The organism is Trichocoleus sp. AS-A1 (assembly GCF_039962015.1).
Lineage (GTDB): Bacteria > Cyanobacteriota > Cyanobacteriia > Cyanobacteriales > FACHB-T130 > FACHB-T130.
The window spans coordinates 148,963-166,892 of the sequence record NZ_JAMPKG010000003.1 but is presented as its reverse complement, the minus strand read 5'-3'; the positions used below and the strand labels follow the sequence as shown (position 1 = coordinate 166,892).

The window sequence follows — 17,930 nt, the reverse complement described above, 5'->3', positions numbered from 1 at the left end:
AGGAAAGAAAAAAAGAGAGAGTTTAGAAATGATTTAGAATTGCTATATTTTTGTCATCAATAAATTTTCATGACTATTGTTTTTATAATCTACAAAATTTCCACCGTTCCCTGCTGACCATCAATTCGCACCCTCTGACCATCTTTTAATAATTGAGTGGCGTTGTGGATGTCCATCACCGCTGGGATGCCATACTCGCGGGCAACAATCGCACCGTGAGAAAGACGCCCTCCCACTTCTGCAATTAACCCACCCACGCGAGACAGCAGCGCCGCCCAACCAGAATCCGTGTAAGGCACGACTAAAATAGTGTCGCGGTCAATATCTGGAATTGCTTGCAGACTGCGGAGAACTTTTACTTTCCCTTCTACTAGCCCTGGACTGGCACCAATGCCTTGCAATCGCTTTTGACTGACTTGCCGGTTGGCGGTGTTGAAATATGTAGAAGGTGGCGCATTACCGTAGACTAAAGGCGACGCACTCGCCATCTGACTATCTTGTTCCAGTTGCGATCGCCTTTGTTTCACCAACTGCGGTACTCGGTCGATTAATTGTTGGTCAGATTGTTGAATGATTTGCCTAATTTCGTGAAATTCTAAGAAGAAAATATCTCCTGACTGAGATAGTAAACCTGAGTTCAACCAAAGCTTTTCTAACGCTACAAAATTCCAACGCACTTCTGCCAATAAGCGACTATAGATATCTGTAACCTTACCCTTCAAATTGAGCCGTCGCTGCACCAACTCAACTTTCCATCCCCGATTTTCTTTGTGTTCTCTGCGCTTGGAGTGTTCTATTTCCCCAAAAAACTGCGTCAGCAATTCCCGAACCGCATGAGGATCTTCCTTCCAAGTGGGAACCGCAATATCTGTTGCTACATCGCTCAAGTATCCATAACGGTCAAGCCATCGCTCGAACTGTTCTAGAATACTTTGCCCATCTGGCATTTCAGCCAGCATAGTAAATAAAGAGGATGAATTTTCAGGTGATAGTAGCGAATGAGGAAGTAACTTCCGAGCATCCAGTGCGATATCTTCGAGCGATCGCAATGAAGCTACTTCCGGAGTTTGGCTGTTATCTAATTGTGAATCCTTTATCTTGAATAACGCTTGCCGCAACGCAAAACTCAATGGAGCCAGAATACTGTAATACGTCGCCCGTTTCAGCACTTCTAGCAAAGTATCTATCTGTTCTAGCAGCGCCGCAGGTTGATTTTTAGAGACAAGGGCGATCGCGTCAGACTTTTGAGTGGAAGCATCCAGTCCCGCATCTAAATAAGCAGATCGCCGTTCCAAAATCGGGGTGAATAAGCGCCGTTCATCCCGCGCAAAATCCTTTTCTAAACTCAATTCGCGCCCCAATAATCGCAGTAACCCCGGCACATTTCGCAGCGTAGAAGCCAGAGGAGGTTTTGAGAACTTAGCACCTCTGGTTAAAAACTCTAAACTTTCCGGCGGTAAACCCATACGACGGAAAGTTTGTCCTAACAAGGTTGCATTAAAGTAGGCGCGAGAGGCGTGCAACGTCGCCATTTCATTAAAATCTAACCCAGCGGCTTCTTTGCCCAAAACTAAAGTAAAAATTTCTCCCCAAACACCGCAAGTCAGAGGACGATTAATCGACCACGTCAGCGGACGAATTAACCCCGGAATCACCTCAGCAGCAATCTTGCGCGTCCAGATGGGTTGCAGTGTGGTAATCGCCCGCGATTGCAACAACCACAGGGTTTGCCCGTCGTAACTCCATTCAACATCTTGGGGAATGCCGTGATACTGACTTTCTAACTGCCGCGCTAAGTAAGCGACTTGCTGAATCAACGCCGGAGGGACATCGCCGCTACCTTCCACGGGTAAAGACGCGACATCCTGCGCCTGGAGATCGTCCACAAACACCCGATATTGCTCTGGCGTCACTTGCCCGGATACAATTCGCGCTGCATCTCCCGGCAATGCCTCAATTACCACCGCATTACCTTGTTGGGCAATCGGATCTCGGCTAAAAGCAACGCCAGAGAAGACACCCCGGACTTGTGTTTGAATCAACACCGACATCGAAGCTTCTGGGAGATTGCGATCGCGCCGATAAGTTTTTGCCGCCGGGTTATCGTAAGAAGCCAGAACGCGAGTAATCGCCTCCTCCAACGCTTCTGCACTTGTAACATTCAAAATCGTTGCGTATTGTCCCGCCGCCGAAGACTGTTCCGAATCTTCCCCCACAGCAGAAGAACGCACCGCGAGGGGTTGTTGTTCGGAAGCTTGGAGAAACTCAATCATCACCCCTGGATCGTCTCCAGGCGTCAGCACCCAGCCCATCGGCACCGGATAACCCCAGCGTTTGAGCTGAGATAGCGTTGCGGCTTTTTGTCCGACCTTGCTGACTTCTAGCGCTTGATCGAGAGAAACAATCGCTTTATCACCTCGGAAAAAACGAAACACAGCTTTATTCCCAGTTTGAGCTTGTTCGGATGGAAGGTCTAAATCATCGGGGATTTTCTGATAAATCCAGGCGATGATCCCACTAAGAGCGATCGCGGCGACAACTTGCGCTGTTGAGTGATGGGGCAATAGCGCCATGAATACGGGCAACAAAATTAAAACCAAAATGCGCCCTTGCTTCCTCTCCCGCACCAGTGTAAAACTAACTCCCCCAATTACAAATACTAAGACTGCCACCAACGGAGCATGAACGACCATACCCCAAACAACATTGGTTGTGCCAGCACCCCGCCCCATCCAATAACGTCCCAGCACCAGCGCAATCAGCGCGATTAACTCCCATTCGGGGTTCGTCGGAAAGAAACTACGCGCTAATAAAACGGCAGCAATCCCCTTAGAAGCTTCCGACAGCACCGCCAAAATACCTGCAAGGCGTCCCCCGTGGTAAAAAGCAGCAGAGACGGAGACATTGCCCGTGCCGAGTCTTGCCAGTCGCCGCCCAGTCAGGGCGCGAACAATCCAAGCAATAAGAGGCAATCCGCCCAAGAGAGGACAGACAATAAAAATGAGGAGAGCGCCCCAAACTTGAGTCAGAGTCATGGCTGGGAGTAGCAGTACCAACACATGAATTGTAGTAATCTTTCTCAACGCAAAGAGCAACAGAAGTTCCCAAAGTTGTCGAAATGCCCATTTATGGCGTCTCTTCTTTGCGCTTACCTTCGCGTACCGTTGCGCTAAAAATCTAAATTTATGTCATCTTCCCGCATTGTCACCTACAGCCCCGCTTACACAGTTGTCCCGACCTACGAGTGTTTTAATCGCTGTAGTTACTGCAACTTCCGCACCGATCCTGGTAAAAGTCCTTGGCTCACCCTATCAGATGCCCAGAGAATCTTGCGATCGCTTGCGTCTCAAAACGTCTGCGAAATCCTCATCCTCAGCGGCGAAGTGCATCCCCATTCCTCACGCCGTCAGGCATGGTTTCAGCACATTTATGACCTTTGCGAACTAGCTCTATCAATGGGATTTCTCCCCCACACCAATGCAGGACCATTGAGTTTTGAGGAAATGCAAAAGCTGAAGGAGGTTAATGTTTCGATGGGGCTGATGTTAGAACAGCTAACGCCGCAGCTCTTACAAACCGTCCACAAACACGCTCCGAGTAAAATCCCAGAATTACGTTTGCAACAGTTAGAGTGGGCAGGAGAATTGCGGATTCCCTTTACAACCGGATTGCTTTTGGGAATTGGAGAAACCGAGCAAGATTGGTGGGAAACACTGGAAGCGATCGCGCTTCTCCACCAACGCTACAATCACATACAAGAAGTTATCCTCCAACCCCACAGTCCCGGCACTCAACAAACCTTTGACGCCCCACCTTTTGACCCCCATCAGTTACCAGAAGTTATTGCCAAAGCCCGTCAAATCCTCCCCCCAGACATTACTATCCAAATTCCCCCCAATTTAGTTACAGATTCGAGTTGGTTACTCGCCTGTGTAGAAGCCGGTGCCAGAGATTTAGGAGGGATTGGCCCAAAAGATGAAGTAAATCCGGATTATCCTCATCCTCAGTATCATCAATTAAAAGAAATTTTAGAACCTGCGGGTTGGGAATTAGTACCGCGTTTGCCAGTTTATCCTCAGTATGATGATTGGTTATCAGATAGGTTGCAAAGTGCCGTCAATCAATGGCGGAGTGCTACGTTATTAGAAGAGAGGGTAAACTAGGAGCGAGTGCATCAACTCTCATATGACCAATTTATAAAAAATTGAATAGAAAATATACCCAAATGAGAACAAACCTCTTAGAACGCCCTTTAGAAGTGGTCACTAAACTTGAAAAACTTCTAGACATCAAGCCCGACAAAGACGAAACTCAGTATAACCAGGGCAATGCGCTGTTTAAACAAGAGCGTTTTGAAGAAGCGATTGCTAGTTACCACAAATCTCTAGAAATTAAACGTGATGCCTACGACGCCTGGTACAACCGGGGTGTTGTGCTGGTAAAGTTAGGACGCATTGATGAAGCAATTGTCAGTTGGGACAAAGCTCTGGCAATTAAACCAGACTTCTATGAAGCCTGGTTTAACCGGGGAATTGCGCTAAGTGAGTTAGGACGGATTGACGAAGCGATTGTCAGTTGGGACAAAGCTCTGGAAATTCAGCCAGACTTTAGCGAAGCCTGGTATCACAGAGGTATTGCCCTATTTGACTTAGGACGTTTGGAAGATGCTTTTGTCAGTTTCAACAAAGCCATCCAGTTCAACCCTAAGGATTACTGGAGCTGGTATAACCTGGGCGTTACTTTGACTAACCTAGGTAGCTATGAGGAAGCAATTGCCAGCTTCAACAAAGCCCTAGAGATTCAACCTGACAATGACTGGATTTGGTATAGCCTAGGTGTGGCGTTGAGTAAAATAGACAACTATGAAGAAGCAATTGCCAGCTTCAACAAAGCTCTAGAAATCCAGCCTGATAGGTTTGAGGCTTGGTATAACTTGGGTAGTGTTTTATATTGCTTAGGTCGATATGAAGAGGTAATTGTTAGTTACGACAAAGCTATACAAATCAAATCTAACGCTCAAGAAGTCTGGTACAACCGGGGCAATGCATTACTGCAATTAGAACACTTAGACGAAGCACTTGCCAGCTATGACCAAGCCTTGAATATTCAATCCAACCTTTACCTGGCTTGGCAATACCGAGGTATTATACTGTTAAAATTGCGACGCTTAGACGAAGCGATCGCTAACTTTGATAAAGCTCTAGAATTCAAACCTGACTATGCCGACGCTTATTATAACAAGGCTTGTTGTTATGCTTTACAGGGAAATGTTGAGCAGGCAGTCGAAAACTTGCAACAAGCCCTTAATCTGAGTCCTGACAAATACCGGGAAATGTCAAAAAGTGATTCAGATTTTGGCAGCATTCGAGAAGATGCTCGGTTTCAAACTTTGATTCAGGAAGAAAGTGATTGGGAAGAAGGAGAGATAGACGAGCGTGAATGGCTTAGAGCCGCAACAATTAATCCAGCGTTTGATTTCCTAAAAGATGCCGAAGAAGATATTTATACATTAGCCGATGGCAAGCCATTCAATGACTAAGGGTAAAGTAGTTTTGGTGCCTTTTCCTTTTGATGATTTATCGGCTACCAAAGTGCGTCCTGCTGTCTGCCTCACTAACCCTGTCGGGCTATATTATCACATTATCCTGGCTTTCATCACCAGTCAGATTCCAACTGATTTGCTAGAAACTGATATTCTCTTGGATACAAGTCATCCAGACTTTGCCGCTAGTGGGTTGCGTAAAGCCTCAACTATTAGGTTGGCTCATCTGATGACTGTTCGCAAATCAGTGATTCAGCGTGAGATAGGTATATTGTCATTAGAGATACAGGCTCAAATTGCTGAGAAGTTGTGCAAGTTGCTAAGAGAATGATCTAGCGATCGCTCCCATTCATCCCCTCGACGACTAAGCACATTTTTGTACAATAGATTCACTCATTCAGAAGCTAAGTTTCTAGAGTAAAAATACCTATGCGTAGATTAGGGCGCTACGAGCAAGCGATCGCGAGTATCGATCAAGCACTGGGAGTTGACTCCAGCGACCACAAAATCTGGTACAACCGAGGCGAAGCGCTAGCGAACTTAGGTCGCTATCAAGAAGCACTGGTCTGCTTCGAGCGAACTGTAGAACTTGCACCATCAGACCACGCTGCTTGGGTATTTCGAGGCGTTGTGCTAATTCACTTAAACCGCTATGAAGAAGCTCTCTCTAGCTGCGACAAGGCGCTAGAAATTGCACCAGAAGATAAAGAAGCTTGGACGTTCCGAGGTGCAGCATTGCATGGGTTGGGACGGTATAAAGAAACTTACGCTAGTTACGACAAAGCTTTGGGAAACCCAAAAACACCACGATGGCGAAAACTCATTCAGAAATGGGTAATGGGTCATCGGTAATGGGTCATTGTTCATTCGTAATTGCCGCTTTCCAGAGTCCCTTTGCCCGCTCCTTTTCATCAGGGATGAAGTCGGTAAAATAGAGTTATCGAATTCAGGAGCCAGTTTACTGGCATAAAATCCCTATCGAGACTATCTACGGCAATCTTCAAGGTCTTAAGTCCAGCCATCTGAAGCAGCTACAGCGACTGTATCATCAGCGGCTACCGGGCGATTGTCTGACTACGCCAGAATTTGCCCAGAGGCTGGCAGCAATCAGCACGGAAATTAATCAGCCAATGTGCGCCTACATCAATCGCCGGGGACAGGTGATTCGGGTAGGAGTGGGAACCCCCAGGCAAACGCAGATTCCCCCTCTAGAATTGCCTCGCTACGGTGCAGAACGACTTAGCGGCATTCGCTGCATCGCCACCCAGTTGAAACCAGAAGCACCCAATGAAGCTGCCTTAACTGCAATGGCAATGCAACGTCTGGATGCGCTAGTGGTGATATCCCTTACTGGGACAGGTTTTGAGCGTCGTGGCGGCGGAGCCACAGGTTATATTAAAGAAACTTATATTGCTCACCTAGTTCCTCACCCCGAAACTCCCTGGAGTCTGTCGCCGCCGATGAGCCTAGATGTGCTGGCGAACCAGGATTTTCTGGAACTGGTCGATGGACTAGAAGCCGAGTTCCAACGGGAATTTGTTGCTCGGCAAGTAGACATCGACCACGACCGGGTGCTGCTGGTTGGGTTGATGACGGGTGACAGGACACCCCAGCAATTCCAAGATGGGTTGCAAGAATTAGCGCGGTTAGTGGATACGGCTGGCGGACAAGTATTGGAGACAATGCAGCAGAAGCGCCCCCGTCCCCATCCTCAGACAGTCGTGGGTGAAGGAAAAGTACAGGAAATTGCCCTCACCGCCCAGACTCTCGGAGTGAACCTAATCGTCTTTGACCGCGACCTTTCACCCGCTCAGGTTCGCAACTTGGAAGTCCAAACAGGCATTCGAGTGGTAGACCGCACTGAGGTGATTTTGGATATCTTTGCCCAACGCGCCCAATCCGGTGCTGGTAAGTTGCAAGTAGAGCTGGCGCAGCTGGAATATATGCTGCCCCGCCTGACAGGTCGAGGTCAAGCGATGTCCCGACTAGGCGGCGGTATCGGCACTAGAGGGCCAGGGGAAACAAAATTGGAAACCGAACGCCGTGCGATCGCGCGCCGCATTGCCCGACTGCAACAGGAAGTGAACCAGCTGCAAGCACACCGTTCGCGGCTGCGACTTTCGCGGCAACATCAGGAAGTTCCTTCTCTGGCTTTAGTTGGGTATACGAATGCTGGGAAGTCAACCCTATTGAATGTACTGACGAATGCCGAAGTTTACACGGCTGACCAACTATTTGCGACTCTCGACCCCACCACGCGACGCTTAACGATTCCTGACGCTGTGACGGCTGAACCTCAGCAGATTGTGCTGACAGATACGGTGGGATTTATTCACGAGTTGCCGCCTTCTTTGGTAGATGCCTTTCGCGCCACTTTAGAAGAAGTGACGGAAGCTGACGCGCTGCTTCATGTCGTGGATTTATCTCATCCGGCGTGGCAAAGTCAGATTCGTTCTGTGATGACTATCTTGTCGGAAATGCCTATAACACCCGGCCCAGTGCTGGTTGTGTTTAATAAAATCGACGAAGTTGATGGCGATACGTTGGTTCTGGCACAGGAAGAATTTCCGCAAGCGGTGTTTATTTCAGCGAGTCAGCGCCTTGGCTTAGAAACCTTGCGTCAGCGCATGAGTCAACTGGTTCAGTATGCAGTTGCACAGGAGTAAATCACTTAAAAATAACTTCTCCGAAAAGTGAAAACTTACGTAATTCTCCGTTAGCTCTGTTTTCTAGCGGAGAATTACATATTTTCTTTTTGAAGTTTTGATAAAGCAAGCCCCTATATTCTTAAAGAGTCAGTAAAAACCACTACCGTACTCTAGACACTATCTACCGAAATCACTTACACATATATTTACACACCATAAAAATGTCTACGGCTAGTTAGATAAATCAGGCAAAAATACAGGAAGTCAATATAATGGCAAAAATCCTCTCAAAACTAAATATCGGATTACCTGTTTTATCTGCTGTTGGTAGCCGTTCTGTTTCGATTTTCGCTTCGGTTGTAGTTACCGCAGGAATTGCCACCGCATCTTCTACCTTCTCCCCTGCTAGCGCCTTCACAATCACTACAAAGACGGGAGCCGATAGTACAGCGGGAAATCCAGCCGGTCAACAGCTATACGATGTGGGTATTACTAAAGATGACATTGGTAATTCCTTTTTAGTTGACTGGTTCCTCGCCAGCGGTACTAAAAACACGGATGGTAAAAGCACTCCGGTAGATTTAAGCGCCACAGGTCTCTTTAAGGTGCTTGACTTTACTCAAAATTTGCTATCTTTGGAAGTCAAAATCACTAATACAACCTCTGCTAATTTCCAGGCAGCGATACTCAGTACTGGGTTTAGCGTAACTCCTGATGCAACTTCTGTGTCATTGATTAAACCAGGAAGCATTTTTGACAATGCTGAGGTTCAAAAGGCTGAGGTTCAAACTGTTAAGGCCAATAAATCTGGTAAGTCTGGTAAGCCGCCTGATAATTCTAGTAATCAGCAGTTTCCTGGGGGCTTTAAAGACATTGATGTTTGCATCTACGCAGCAAATGGTTGCAATGGTGGCGATGTTAAAAATGGTCTACAATCAGGCGGTAAGTCTGATACGATTAAGGTCAACATTACCGGAAATTTTGGCGTAAATTACGCTGCTACTTTAGATTCTTTTCCCATCAAGTTTCAAACTCAGGATGGAAGTTACGAGCTAGCTGGCAAGCCCAAGCCTAAGCCACCAAAGCCTGTGCCTGAGCCTGGTACAGCAATGGCTTTAGGATTGGTTGCTGCTGGTGCTGCTAGAGCGTTAAAGCGGAAAAATGTAGTGCAGCCATAATTCGCTTTTTGTTGAAGATTGAGGATTCCTTAATCTTCATATATACACTCGGAACCTCACCCCCAACCCCTCTCCGTGAACGGAGAGGGGAGAATATTGAACCCAGTGGTGTTTACGGGAGGGCAGGGATAGGGTTAAACCGTACTCTATTCAATAGAGAATGGCTATAAATGGAAATTTAATCCCCACTCCTGCAAGCTATTAATCCCCGCGGCATAGGTCAGGTTGTATTGCAAAGGTGTCACGGTGATGTAATTTTTGCGAATCGCCTGAACATCCGTTTCTATATGACTGGGTAACAGGGGATTTTCTGGTTGTTCTACCTCCTCCAAAGCCTCACCTGCTAACCAATAATAAGTTTTGCCACGAGGATCTACTCGCTTTTGAAAGATATCAAAATAGCGACGAATTCCTTGGCGAGTCAGAGCAACACCAGCAATCTCTTCCCACTTCACAGGCGGCACATTGACGTTGAGCAACATTGCCTCTGGTAGCGGCTGCTTCGATAACTGAGAAAGCAGAATTGTGGCAAACCGGGCAGCGGGTTGAAATTCTCTTAAAGTGTAACTGGTCAGGCTAAAAGCAATGCTGGGAATTCCTTCAATCACGCCTTCCATCGCCGCCGAAACTGTGCCGGAGTAGAGAATATCGGTGCCGAGATTAGAACCGTGGTTAATGCCAGAAAGGACAAAATCCGGAGGGGCATCGAGCAAAGCACCTAGCGCCAGTTTCACGCAGTCGGAGGGGGTTCCTGAACAAGACCAAGCTTTAACTGTGGGATGAAAAATCGAGTCAACGACTTCGGCGCGAATGGGGTCGTGGAGGGTAAGACCGTGACCAGTGGCTGACCGTTCTCGGTCGGGACAAACTACGGTGACATCGTGACCGGCTTCTGCGAGAGCATTGGCGAGGGTGCGAATGCCCAGAGCGAAGATGCCATCATCGTTGCTGATTAGCAATTTCATCAATTCAATCAAGGGGTGCTATCGAGGAGTTCACTCTATTGTGGATGAATTTGCATCGCAGTCTGTAGCAGCTTGTGGCAGATGGATGAGTCAAAATCACGCTAAACTCAAGCTTACTGCCACTAAAAATGACCCTCTCTAAAATGACCACGATGCTCAACGAGCTTGAGGCTCAATTAGCCGCGCTCAAACAGGAAGCAACTCAAGCGATCGCTGCCGCCGATACCCTGGAACGCCTAGAGGAACTCAGAGTTGGCTATCTGGGCAAGAAAGGGCAGCTCTCGAAGGTACTAGGGGGTTTAGGCAAATTAGACGCAAGCGATCGCCCCCGCATTGGTGCTTTAGCAAACGAAGTTAAAGAAGCGCTACAACAAGACTTGGATCGCAAGCGGACAAACTTACAGGAAGCACAAATCCAGGCAAAGCTAGAATCAGAAACTCTGGATGTCACGATGCCAGGAGTTTACCGTCCCCTCGGTCGTAAGCACCCCCTCAACAGCACGATCGACCGGGTTGTGGATATCTTCGTCGGACTCGGCTACACCGTCGCCAACGGGCCGGAGATGGAGACAGACTACTACAACTTTGAAGCGCTGAACACTCCCGCCGACCACCCCGCCCGCGATATGCAGGATACTTTTTACCTGCCGGATGGTAATCTGCTGCGGACTCATACTTCTTCGGTGCAGATTCGCTACATGGAAGAAAATGAGCCGCCGATTCGGATTGTTGCCCCCGGACGCTGTTACCGTCGGGATACGGTCGATGCGACCCATTCGGCAGTCTTCCATCAGATCGAAATCTTGGCAGTAGATGAAGGACTGACTTTCACTGACCTCAAGGGCACGATTAAAGTGTTTTTGGAGGAGATGTTCGGCGCAGAGTTGCCAATTCGCTTCCGGACGAGTTATTTCCCCTTCACTGAGCCTTCTGCGGAAGTGGATGTGCAGTGGCAAGGGCGTTGGCTAGAAGTGATGGGCTGCGGGATGGTCGATCCCAATGTTCTCAAGAAAGTAGGTTACGACCCAGAAGTTTATACTGGCTTTGCTGCTGGCTTTGGTGCTGAGCGCTTTGCGATGGTACTGCATCAAATTGATGATGTGCGCCGGATGTACAGCAGTGATTTGCGCTTTTTACGGCAGTTTTAAGTAGGGGAACCTCACCCCCAACCCTTCTCCGCAGGCGGAGAGGGGGCTATTTCCTTGGGTGATATGGGGTGCTATTTCCTCGCCTCCCTAAAGAGCAGGCAGGGGTTGGAGGTGATGTTTCCGGTCATACCGCACCCCAAGGTACAATACTCCCTGCCATCAATGTTCTCCCCAATCCGTGGAGGTCGAGGGTCTGGAAGTGAGGTTCCGAGTGTATATATTTCACTAAGAGTGAGAACCCCCGGATAAGTTTTAGATATTTTCCCGACCTAATATTTTCCCGGATGAAGGGATCTAACTGTGTTAAAAAGAATTAAGTCGCTGCACCTGTAAGAGCGATCGCTAATCAGCCAAGTATCGAAAGAAGTATTCTTTTAAATGCGGTTGAATCCAAACCTAGGGAAAAATTTGGCTTTAGTGCCGCTAGCGATCGCGAGTATCTTTTGTGGAGCTTGTACAGATCAGCCAACAAACAAGCAATTGGACACATGGCGAACGGAAGCGATCGCTCTCAATGCCCAGAAGGTAAAAGCCAATTCCCAAGAGCCACAGGAAACTGAATGGAATCTAGAGATTGGGGGGCAAATTGCTCAGAGGGAATCTGTGCAATTGAATTGGCAACAGCTACAAGCATTGGCAACCGAGCGTGTAAAAACCACAGATCCGAATTTTGTACTCAACCCAAAAGAGATTTTTGACTTTCACGGCATTCGTGTCTCTAGCCTCTTAAAACAGTTAGCGATCGCCTCCGATGTCAGGGATGTTACCTTTGTCTGCTTTGATGGCTACCAAGTGACAATTGCCGTCAAGGATTTGCTTGCCTACCCGATTACATTAGCGATCGCCAGAAATGGCAAACCAATTCCTCGCGCTCAAGGCGGTCCGATTTATTTAATATTGCCGTATACACAATACCCAGAATTGAAACAGAAGTATAACGAATTATCTTGGGCATTTTACGTTAGCCACATGATAATTGGTACTGAACCCGTAAGATTACGTGTAGGAAAGCGCGAACTAGATTTAGCGACTCTTGACAAACTGCCCCAAGTCACAATTTCGGACAATGTTGGGTATAGAATGGGCTGGCCTACTGGCAAAGTCAAACTTCACGGAGTGCGCGTGCGCGATGTTTTAGCCTTCGCGGGTGTTCAGTTGCCCGTTAATGGCGAAATTTCAGTTCAAGGGAAGGCACCCATTTACCGTGACCCCTCTAATCCAGTCCGCTTGGCAGCCGCCGACCTGCGCGACTGCGACATTTTGCTGGCAACTAGATGGGGCGATAACCAAGAATCTATCCCCGCAAAAATGGGTGGCCCATTGACACTCGCTTTTGGTTCTAAGTGTCAAGATAGGGAAGAGAAATCTTTCTCTTTGAGCAAACAGAGATGGGTGACATTCGTGGTTGAAATTTTGTCCAATTTTTGATAGAAATTAATACACAACTATCACAACCAAATTCCCAGAAGATATCAACTGTTTTTAAGGATTTTATATGAGCAAACCATTAGATGAAACTCTTTCAGTAGAACTGTCTAAACGCATTAAAAGCAAAGCGAAAACTCCTTTTGATAATGCCTATAAAGCAGCCTTGTTAACTGAAGAGTGTATGTATGTTCAAGGGTTTTTAGTTTGGGATGACCAACCATACAAACCAATTGAGCATGGTTGGCTGGAGCTGGATAATTGTATTGTCGATCCAACTCTGCCACATTTCAATAAAAATCCTCAAGAACTCTACTACTTTCCGGCACAACGTTTAACCATAAAAAAACTGATTGCAGCGGTAGAAGAAGCTCAGGAAGATTATCCAGAAGATGACGCACTACCTGTTTATGATGCTTTACCGCATGAGTATTACGGCAATGTGATGATGGGCGGGAAAAACTATTTGGAGGCATATAACGAGGCTCAAGCTAAGTGCAAAGAGTTGAATAAACCTAAAAAGAAGACTAACTTAGAGAGCGAACCTACTTGAGTCTAGAAAGAATAACTTATTAACAGTCATCAGACACCAAGAATATCAGTGTCTCAAACTGACCTACCAATTTTAAAACTTAAACCGGATGCTAGATGACGCTAGTGGGATGTAATAAAAATGAGAATCACGAGCGCTGAAGCACCATGAAAGTGTTTGCTTTCCACTCAATCCGCACCCAGATTATGACTGCGACAACGCTGTTGATAGTCACGCTAGTTGGCTCAATCGTTTGGGTTTGGGCAGAGACCGAGAGTAACCTCTACCGCCAGCAGCAGAAGAGTCAAGCAAAGTCCTTAGTCAAGCTATCAGCTTATGCCTTAGCGAACGAACTTTCTGAAGATAACTGGAGTCAAATCCGCGTGGATCTGGATTTGCTGATGAAAGAAAATCAGGATTTCCTATACATTCTCGTCTCTGACGTTCGGAAAAAAAATCAGATCCTCGCGTCGTCTCCTAGCGATTTCCAAAACCAGTACATTCCAGATATTGTGCCAGTAAAAGTGACGAATGCCGCCCTAGATTTATCGCAAAAGTCTTCTGCTGTAGAAACATTTGCTTTGCGGGATATCAAGTTTTTGGAGAGCATACGCGCGAAGCGTGGCGAACGAATTATAGAGGTAAGTTCGGATGTCCAAATGGTATCTGGTGAAAAAATCGGCACGTTGCGGATTGGGATGTCGCTACGACAAATTAACCGCGCTGTTGTCTATGCGGTAAATCAGGCGTTGCTGGTGGGTACGGTGGGACTTTTCGTTGGTTTAGTGTATGCATATATTTTGGCAAAGCGGTTGAGCGATCCAGTGCAGCGTTTGCAGGTAAGTGCTGCCAGAATTGCTGCTGGGGATTTGCATCATCGTGCGGAAATTAACTTGTCTGATGAAATTGGTGCTTTAGCAAAGTCTTTTAACGAGATGTCAGTCGCATTGCAGACATCGTTTAGTAAGTTACAGAAAACTTTGAAATCGTTTGAACATTTCGTACCGGACAAATTTCTTGCAGTTATTGCACCAGAGGGAATTGAAAACATTCAAGTGGGTGTATCGGCAACGCGAACGATGACGATTTTGTTTTGCGATATCCGAGGTTACAGCTCAATGGCGGAACAAATGACGCCACAGCAAACATTTTCGTTTTTGAATGATTTCTTGGAATGCATGGGATTGCCGATTGAAGAGAGTGGTGGCTTTATTGACAAATATATTGGCGATGCAATCATGGCATTGTTCGATGATGAAGGAACTGATTCCGCTGTGCGTGCGGCAATTTTGATGCAACAGACGCTTTCCCGCTTCAATGAGGCGCGGATGCAAAAAGGTTTACCAGCGATCGCTGTCGGTATTGGTATCCATCGCGGTGAGGTGGTGATGGGTACCGTGGGATTTACTTCCCGTATTGACTCTACAGTGGTTGGCGATTCAGTGAATCTAGCTTCTCGCCTGGAGGGTTTAACGAAGCAATATAACTGTAATATTTTGGTAACAGAGTCAGTGGTGAATAGTTTGTACCATCCAGAATCGTTCTACTTGGGATTGGTAGATAAGTCAGTGAAGGTGAAGGGAAAAGACGAAGCGATCGCTATTTACGAAGTCAAGATATAAATGATTTAAAATTAATCCTTTTATAATTAAGCTTTTAACAACGAAAAACAACGCCAGCAGTTCAGATCCCGGACTTCTTAAAGAAGTCCGGGATCTCGGTTGTACAAGTTATTTAAGAGTGTTAGATTTATGAGCAAAATGCTCTAACAACAATCGGTGAACAAAAATATAACCGCCGCCCACTTTTTGTAATAAAATGCGCTCAGTCGCCCAATCTAGGAAACGAGCATAATTCCAAGGTATGTAACCGTTAGAGTAAAGAATAACTCGTAAAGTAAAGTGTTTCACGCAAGCTTCACCCGCTGCAAACATTCCGAAAAATAACCCAATAATTAGTCCCCAAAAGAGGGGAATACCCATTACTCCAGCAATGATTTCTAACCCCAAGATTCCTACAATTGCAAAGAATGTTGCATTTCTTGCTGACTGCCAAATCCCTTGATTCGGAACTGTACTGGTTTCGATTCCTGGCCCCATCAACCCACGCATCAATATAAAAATTATCCACGCACCCAGACCGCCTCGTAGCCCGGAAATCAAACTATCAGTCAACCCTGACTGGAGATTAACCACTAATCCAGAAACTAGCCCACTACTTAGCCCCAAAATTAGCCCAGCAATCAACCCAACAACTAGCCCGGATTTCAGGTTATCTTTTGCTTTTGCACTTGACCACTTCAGCGTTTCAACTGGGTTGATTTGATTACTAATCACCCCAAAAATCAATCCTGCACCTAGAAAACCACATAGCCCACTAATGAGTCCAACAATTAGTCCAACTTGCAGTCCCGCCGCGTGCCCAGAAATTATACCAGCCCCCAATGCTGCACTCAGTCCAATCAGCAAACCCAGCGTAACAGCATATATTCTTCTTTGCCCGTTTGTTGGCAACCAACTAGGCTGAATCCGTTCAATTAAAAATACCGTTTGTGACTTTTCAACTAACCTTTGTGCCAGCCAACTTAGCCAATGTATTGCTTGTTCTTTTGAATACTGAGTATTCCCACTTCTGCGCTCAAACATTCTTTGAATATATTTATCAAATAAATGTTGGCGGCGTTCTTCTAAATTTAGACCGGGTAAGTCAGTAATTGACATTCCTTGGTAAGCGAGGGTCATAATACTGAGTATTAGCGGGGATTTGGCTAATTCTTGCAGTGTCGTATCTGCTTGCAGTGCGGTGTTGAGTGCTGCTAGTTCTGTTCCCGTACTTTTTAGATATTGGTAAATTTGTTCTAAAGTGAGCGGTTGGATAAAAACTGCGCCTTGAAATCGGAGGCGGTTTGATAACAATTCATAATCTTTGATGCGGCTACAAACAATAATTTCAGTTTGCCCGTATTCCTGGCTAAATTGATTAATTGCTTCAACACAATACTCCCGCCGTTCGGCACTGACTTCATCTAAGCCATCTAGTAACAGTAGTAGTTGTTGCTCCTTAATCCAATTCTTCCCAATTTCTTTAGAAACTTGATATTTAGTATTGAGTTCCCGAATCAGCCAGTCAGCGATTTTTTCTTTGGCATTCGTCCAGGCAGAAAGATTAAATACTACTGAAATTGGCTGATTGACATCTTTTTCGGCAAAATCAATGAGATCGCGGGCAAGTTCTAGAAGCGTTGTGGTTTTTCCCGCACCCGGTTCGCCTAAAATTAGCAAAGTTCGCCCTTCTCCCATCTGATTAAAAAGGTCGATGACTCTAGTATTTTTAGATAAAGTTTGTCTGGGTTGGTCGGCAGTTTCCCAGACAATCCCCCAAGGTCTATCGATTGCATCCAAGCGTTTTTCTAAGCCGAGTTCTATTAGCGCTTTGCCATGTAAGGAAGTTTCAAGAACGCCTTTTATCCAGTAATTTTTGACCTTATTGATCAATATCTGGCGATGGCGATACTCCTGACGGCTGTGGGGAATTCTAGGTTCTGATTTCTCTTGTCTAACAGATGGAAGGGGTGAGGTTGGTATCTCTGCAAAGTTAATCGTATTTACATCAGATATGGAAAGCTTTTGGGCGTGCGGCAAGGCTTGGTCGTGAGGTTGCAAAGCTGATAGCATGGTTTTGGCATCTGGATAGCGATCGCTCGAATGACATCGCACTGCTTTATCTAAAACTTCTACTAAATTGGGGCTGAATCCTAAGGCGTCTGCATCCCACATCATCTCGCCCGTCTGAGGGTTAATCTGGAAGTCTTGAGGACGTTTGCCCGTCAGCAGATAAATCGCAGTCAATCCTAGACTATAAATATCGCTTGCGTAGACAGGTTTACCCGCTGCTTGTTCTGGGGGCATATAACCCAGCGTCCCGACAGCAATTGATTGACTGATGTCGCCTTGGGCATCCACCACCCTATCGATGATTTCCTTGGCGATGCCAAAATCGATTAAAACAGGTTTGTCATCCTGTTGTCGCAGAATAATATTGCTCGGTTTAATATCTCGGTGGATAATTCCTTTGACGTGGATATAATCCAAAACTGGCAAGAGACTTGCTAGCATTTCCTTGACTAAATCTTCGCCCAGAAGTCCCTGCTGTTGCAATTTTTGACTCAGGGTGAATCCTTCAATCCATTCCTGAACTAAGTAAAACTGCCCTTTTTCCTCAAAATAAGCGTGCAACCGAGGAATTTGTTCGTTCCCTTCACCCAGTTGCTCTAAAATGGCTGCTTCTCGCTGAAATCGCTCTTGAACGAGTTGATAAACTTGGGGGTTATTGGCTACAGGTTTCAGTTGCTTGATGACACAAATACGACGGGAGGGCATATAGGTGTCTTCCGCCAAAAAGGTTTCGCCAAACCCACCCGTCCCCAACGCCCGAATGATGCGATAGCGGTTATTTAAGAGCGTCGGTGTCATCTCAGTTCACGCTGTTACTG

General features: G+C 46.4%; 13 protein-coding genes. 10 read left to right on the top strand and 3 right to left on the bottom strand.

What is annotated here, in order from left to right; translation table 11 throughout:
- Nucleotides 1-89 precede the first annotated feature (89 nt).
- Nucleotides 90-3,035, bottom strand: coding sequence for a glycerol-3-phosphate acyltransferase (locus tag NC994_RS04075; protein WP_190434551.1), 2,946 nt, complete (start codon nt 3,033-3,035; stop codon nt 90-92).
- A gap of 150 nt (nt 3,036-3,185) precedes the next feature.
- Between NC994_RS04075 and cofG the strand changes: the two genes are divergently transcribed.
- The 6 genes from cofG (at nt 3,186) to NC994_RS04045 (ending at nt 9,368) form a co-directional block, all read left to right on the top strand.
- A complete protein-coding gene (gene cofG / locus NC994_RS04070) occupies nt 3,186-4,163 on the top strand; it encodes a 7,8-didemethyl-8-hydroxy-5-deazariboflavin synthase subunit CofG (protein ID WP_190434410.1) in 978 nt (325 codons plus the stop codon).
- Between the two features lie 62 nt (nt 4,164-4,225).
- Nucleotides 4,226-5,539, top strand: a complete 1,314-nt coding sequence (locus NC994_RS04065; protein WP_190434408.1) for a tetratricopeptide repeat protein — start codon at nt 4,226-4,228, stop codon at nt 5,537-5,539.
- Nucleotides 5,517-5,873, top strand: a complete 357-nt coding sequence (locus NC994_RS04060) for a type II toxin-antitoxin system PemK/MazF family toxin (RefSeq protein WP_242030403.1) — start codon at nt 5,517-5,519, stop codon at nt 5,871-5,873. Before NC994_RS04065 ends, NC994_RS04060 begins: the two co-directional genes overlap by 23 nt.
- Before the next feature lie 98 nt (nt 5,874-5,971).
- Nucleotides 5,972-6,394, top strand: coding sequence for a tetratricopeptide repeat protein (locus NC994_RS04055; protein ID WP_190434405.1), 423 nt, complete (start codon nt 5,972-5,974; stop codon nt 6,392-6,394).
- Between the two features lie 125 nt (nt 6,395-6,519).
- Nucleotides 6,520-8,208 carry a GTPase HflX gene (gene hflX, locus NC994_RS04050; RefSeq protein WP_190430163.1) on the top strand — a complete coding sequence of 563 codons (1,689 nt, stop codon included), beginning with the start codon at nt 6,520-6,522 and terminating at the stop codon, nt 8,206-8,208.
- Nucleotides 8,209-8,462: 254 nt separating this feature from the next.
- A complete protein-coding gene (locus tag NC994_RS04045) occupies nt 8,463-9,368 on the top strand; it encodes a cistern family PEP-CTERM protein (RefSeq protein ID WP_190434403.1) in 906 nt (301 codons plus the stop codon).
- A gap of 164 nt (nt 9,369-9,532) precedes the next feature.
- Here the strand turns inward: NC994_RS04045 and surE are convergent, their stop codons facing one another.
- On the bottom strand, nt 9,533-10,333 hold the full coding sequence (surE, locus tag NC994_RS04040) for a 5'/3'-nucleotidase SurE (protein WP_190415809.1): 801 nt from the start codon (nt 10,331-10,333) through the stop codon (nt 9,533-9,535).
- 152 nt (nt 10,334-10,485) lie between these two features.
- Here surE and pheS point away from each other — a divergent pair, with 152 nt between their 5' ends.
- The 4 genes from pheS (at nt 10,486) to NC994_RS04020 (ending at nt 15,060) form a co-directional block, all read left to right on the top strand.
- On the top strand, nt 10,486-11,481 hold the full coding sequence (pheS, locus tag NC994_RS04035; protein WP_190415893.1) for a phenylalanine--tRNA ligase subunit alpha: 996 nt from the start codon (nt 10,486-10,488) through the stop codon (nt 11,479-11,481).
- A gap of 378 nt (nt 11,482-11,859) precedes the next feature.
- Nucleotides 11,860-12,909: a molybdopterin-dependent oxidoreductase gene (locus NC994_RS04030; RefSeq protein ID WP_190434401.1), complete on the top strand. Its 1,050-nt coding sequence runs from the start codon at nt 11,860-11,862 to the stop codon at nt 12,907-12,909.
- Between the two features lie 67 nt (nt 12,910-12,976).
- Entirely contained in the window at nt 12,977-13,459 is a 483-nt protein-coding gene (locus NC994_RS04025) for a hypothetical protein (protein WP_190434399.1), read from the top strand.
- A 146-nt stretch (nt 13,460-13,605) separates the two neighbouring features.
- Nucleotides 13,606-15,060, top strand: a complete 1,455-nt coding sequence (locus tag NC994_RS04020; protein ID WP_190434398.1) for an adenylate/guanylate cyclase domain-containing protein — start codon at nt 13,606-13,608, stop codon at nt 15,058-15,060.
- A 108-nt stretch (nt 15,061-15,168) separates the two neighbouring features.
- On the opposite strand, the gene NC994_RS04015 is transcribed toward NC994_RS04020, so the two are convergent.
- The gene (locus tag NC994_RS04015; protein WP_190434394.1) at nt 15,169-17,910 is read right to left on the bottom strand and encodes a protein kinase; all 2,742 of its coding nucleotides are present in this window, start codon (nt 17,908-17,910) and stop codon (nt 15,169-15,171) included.
- Nucleotides 17,911-17,930: the final 20 nt, after the last annotated feature.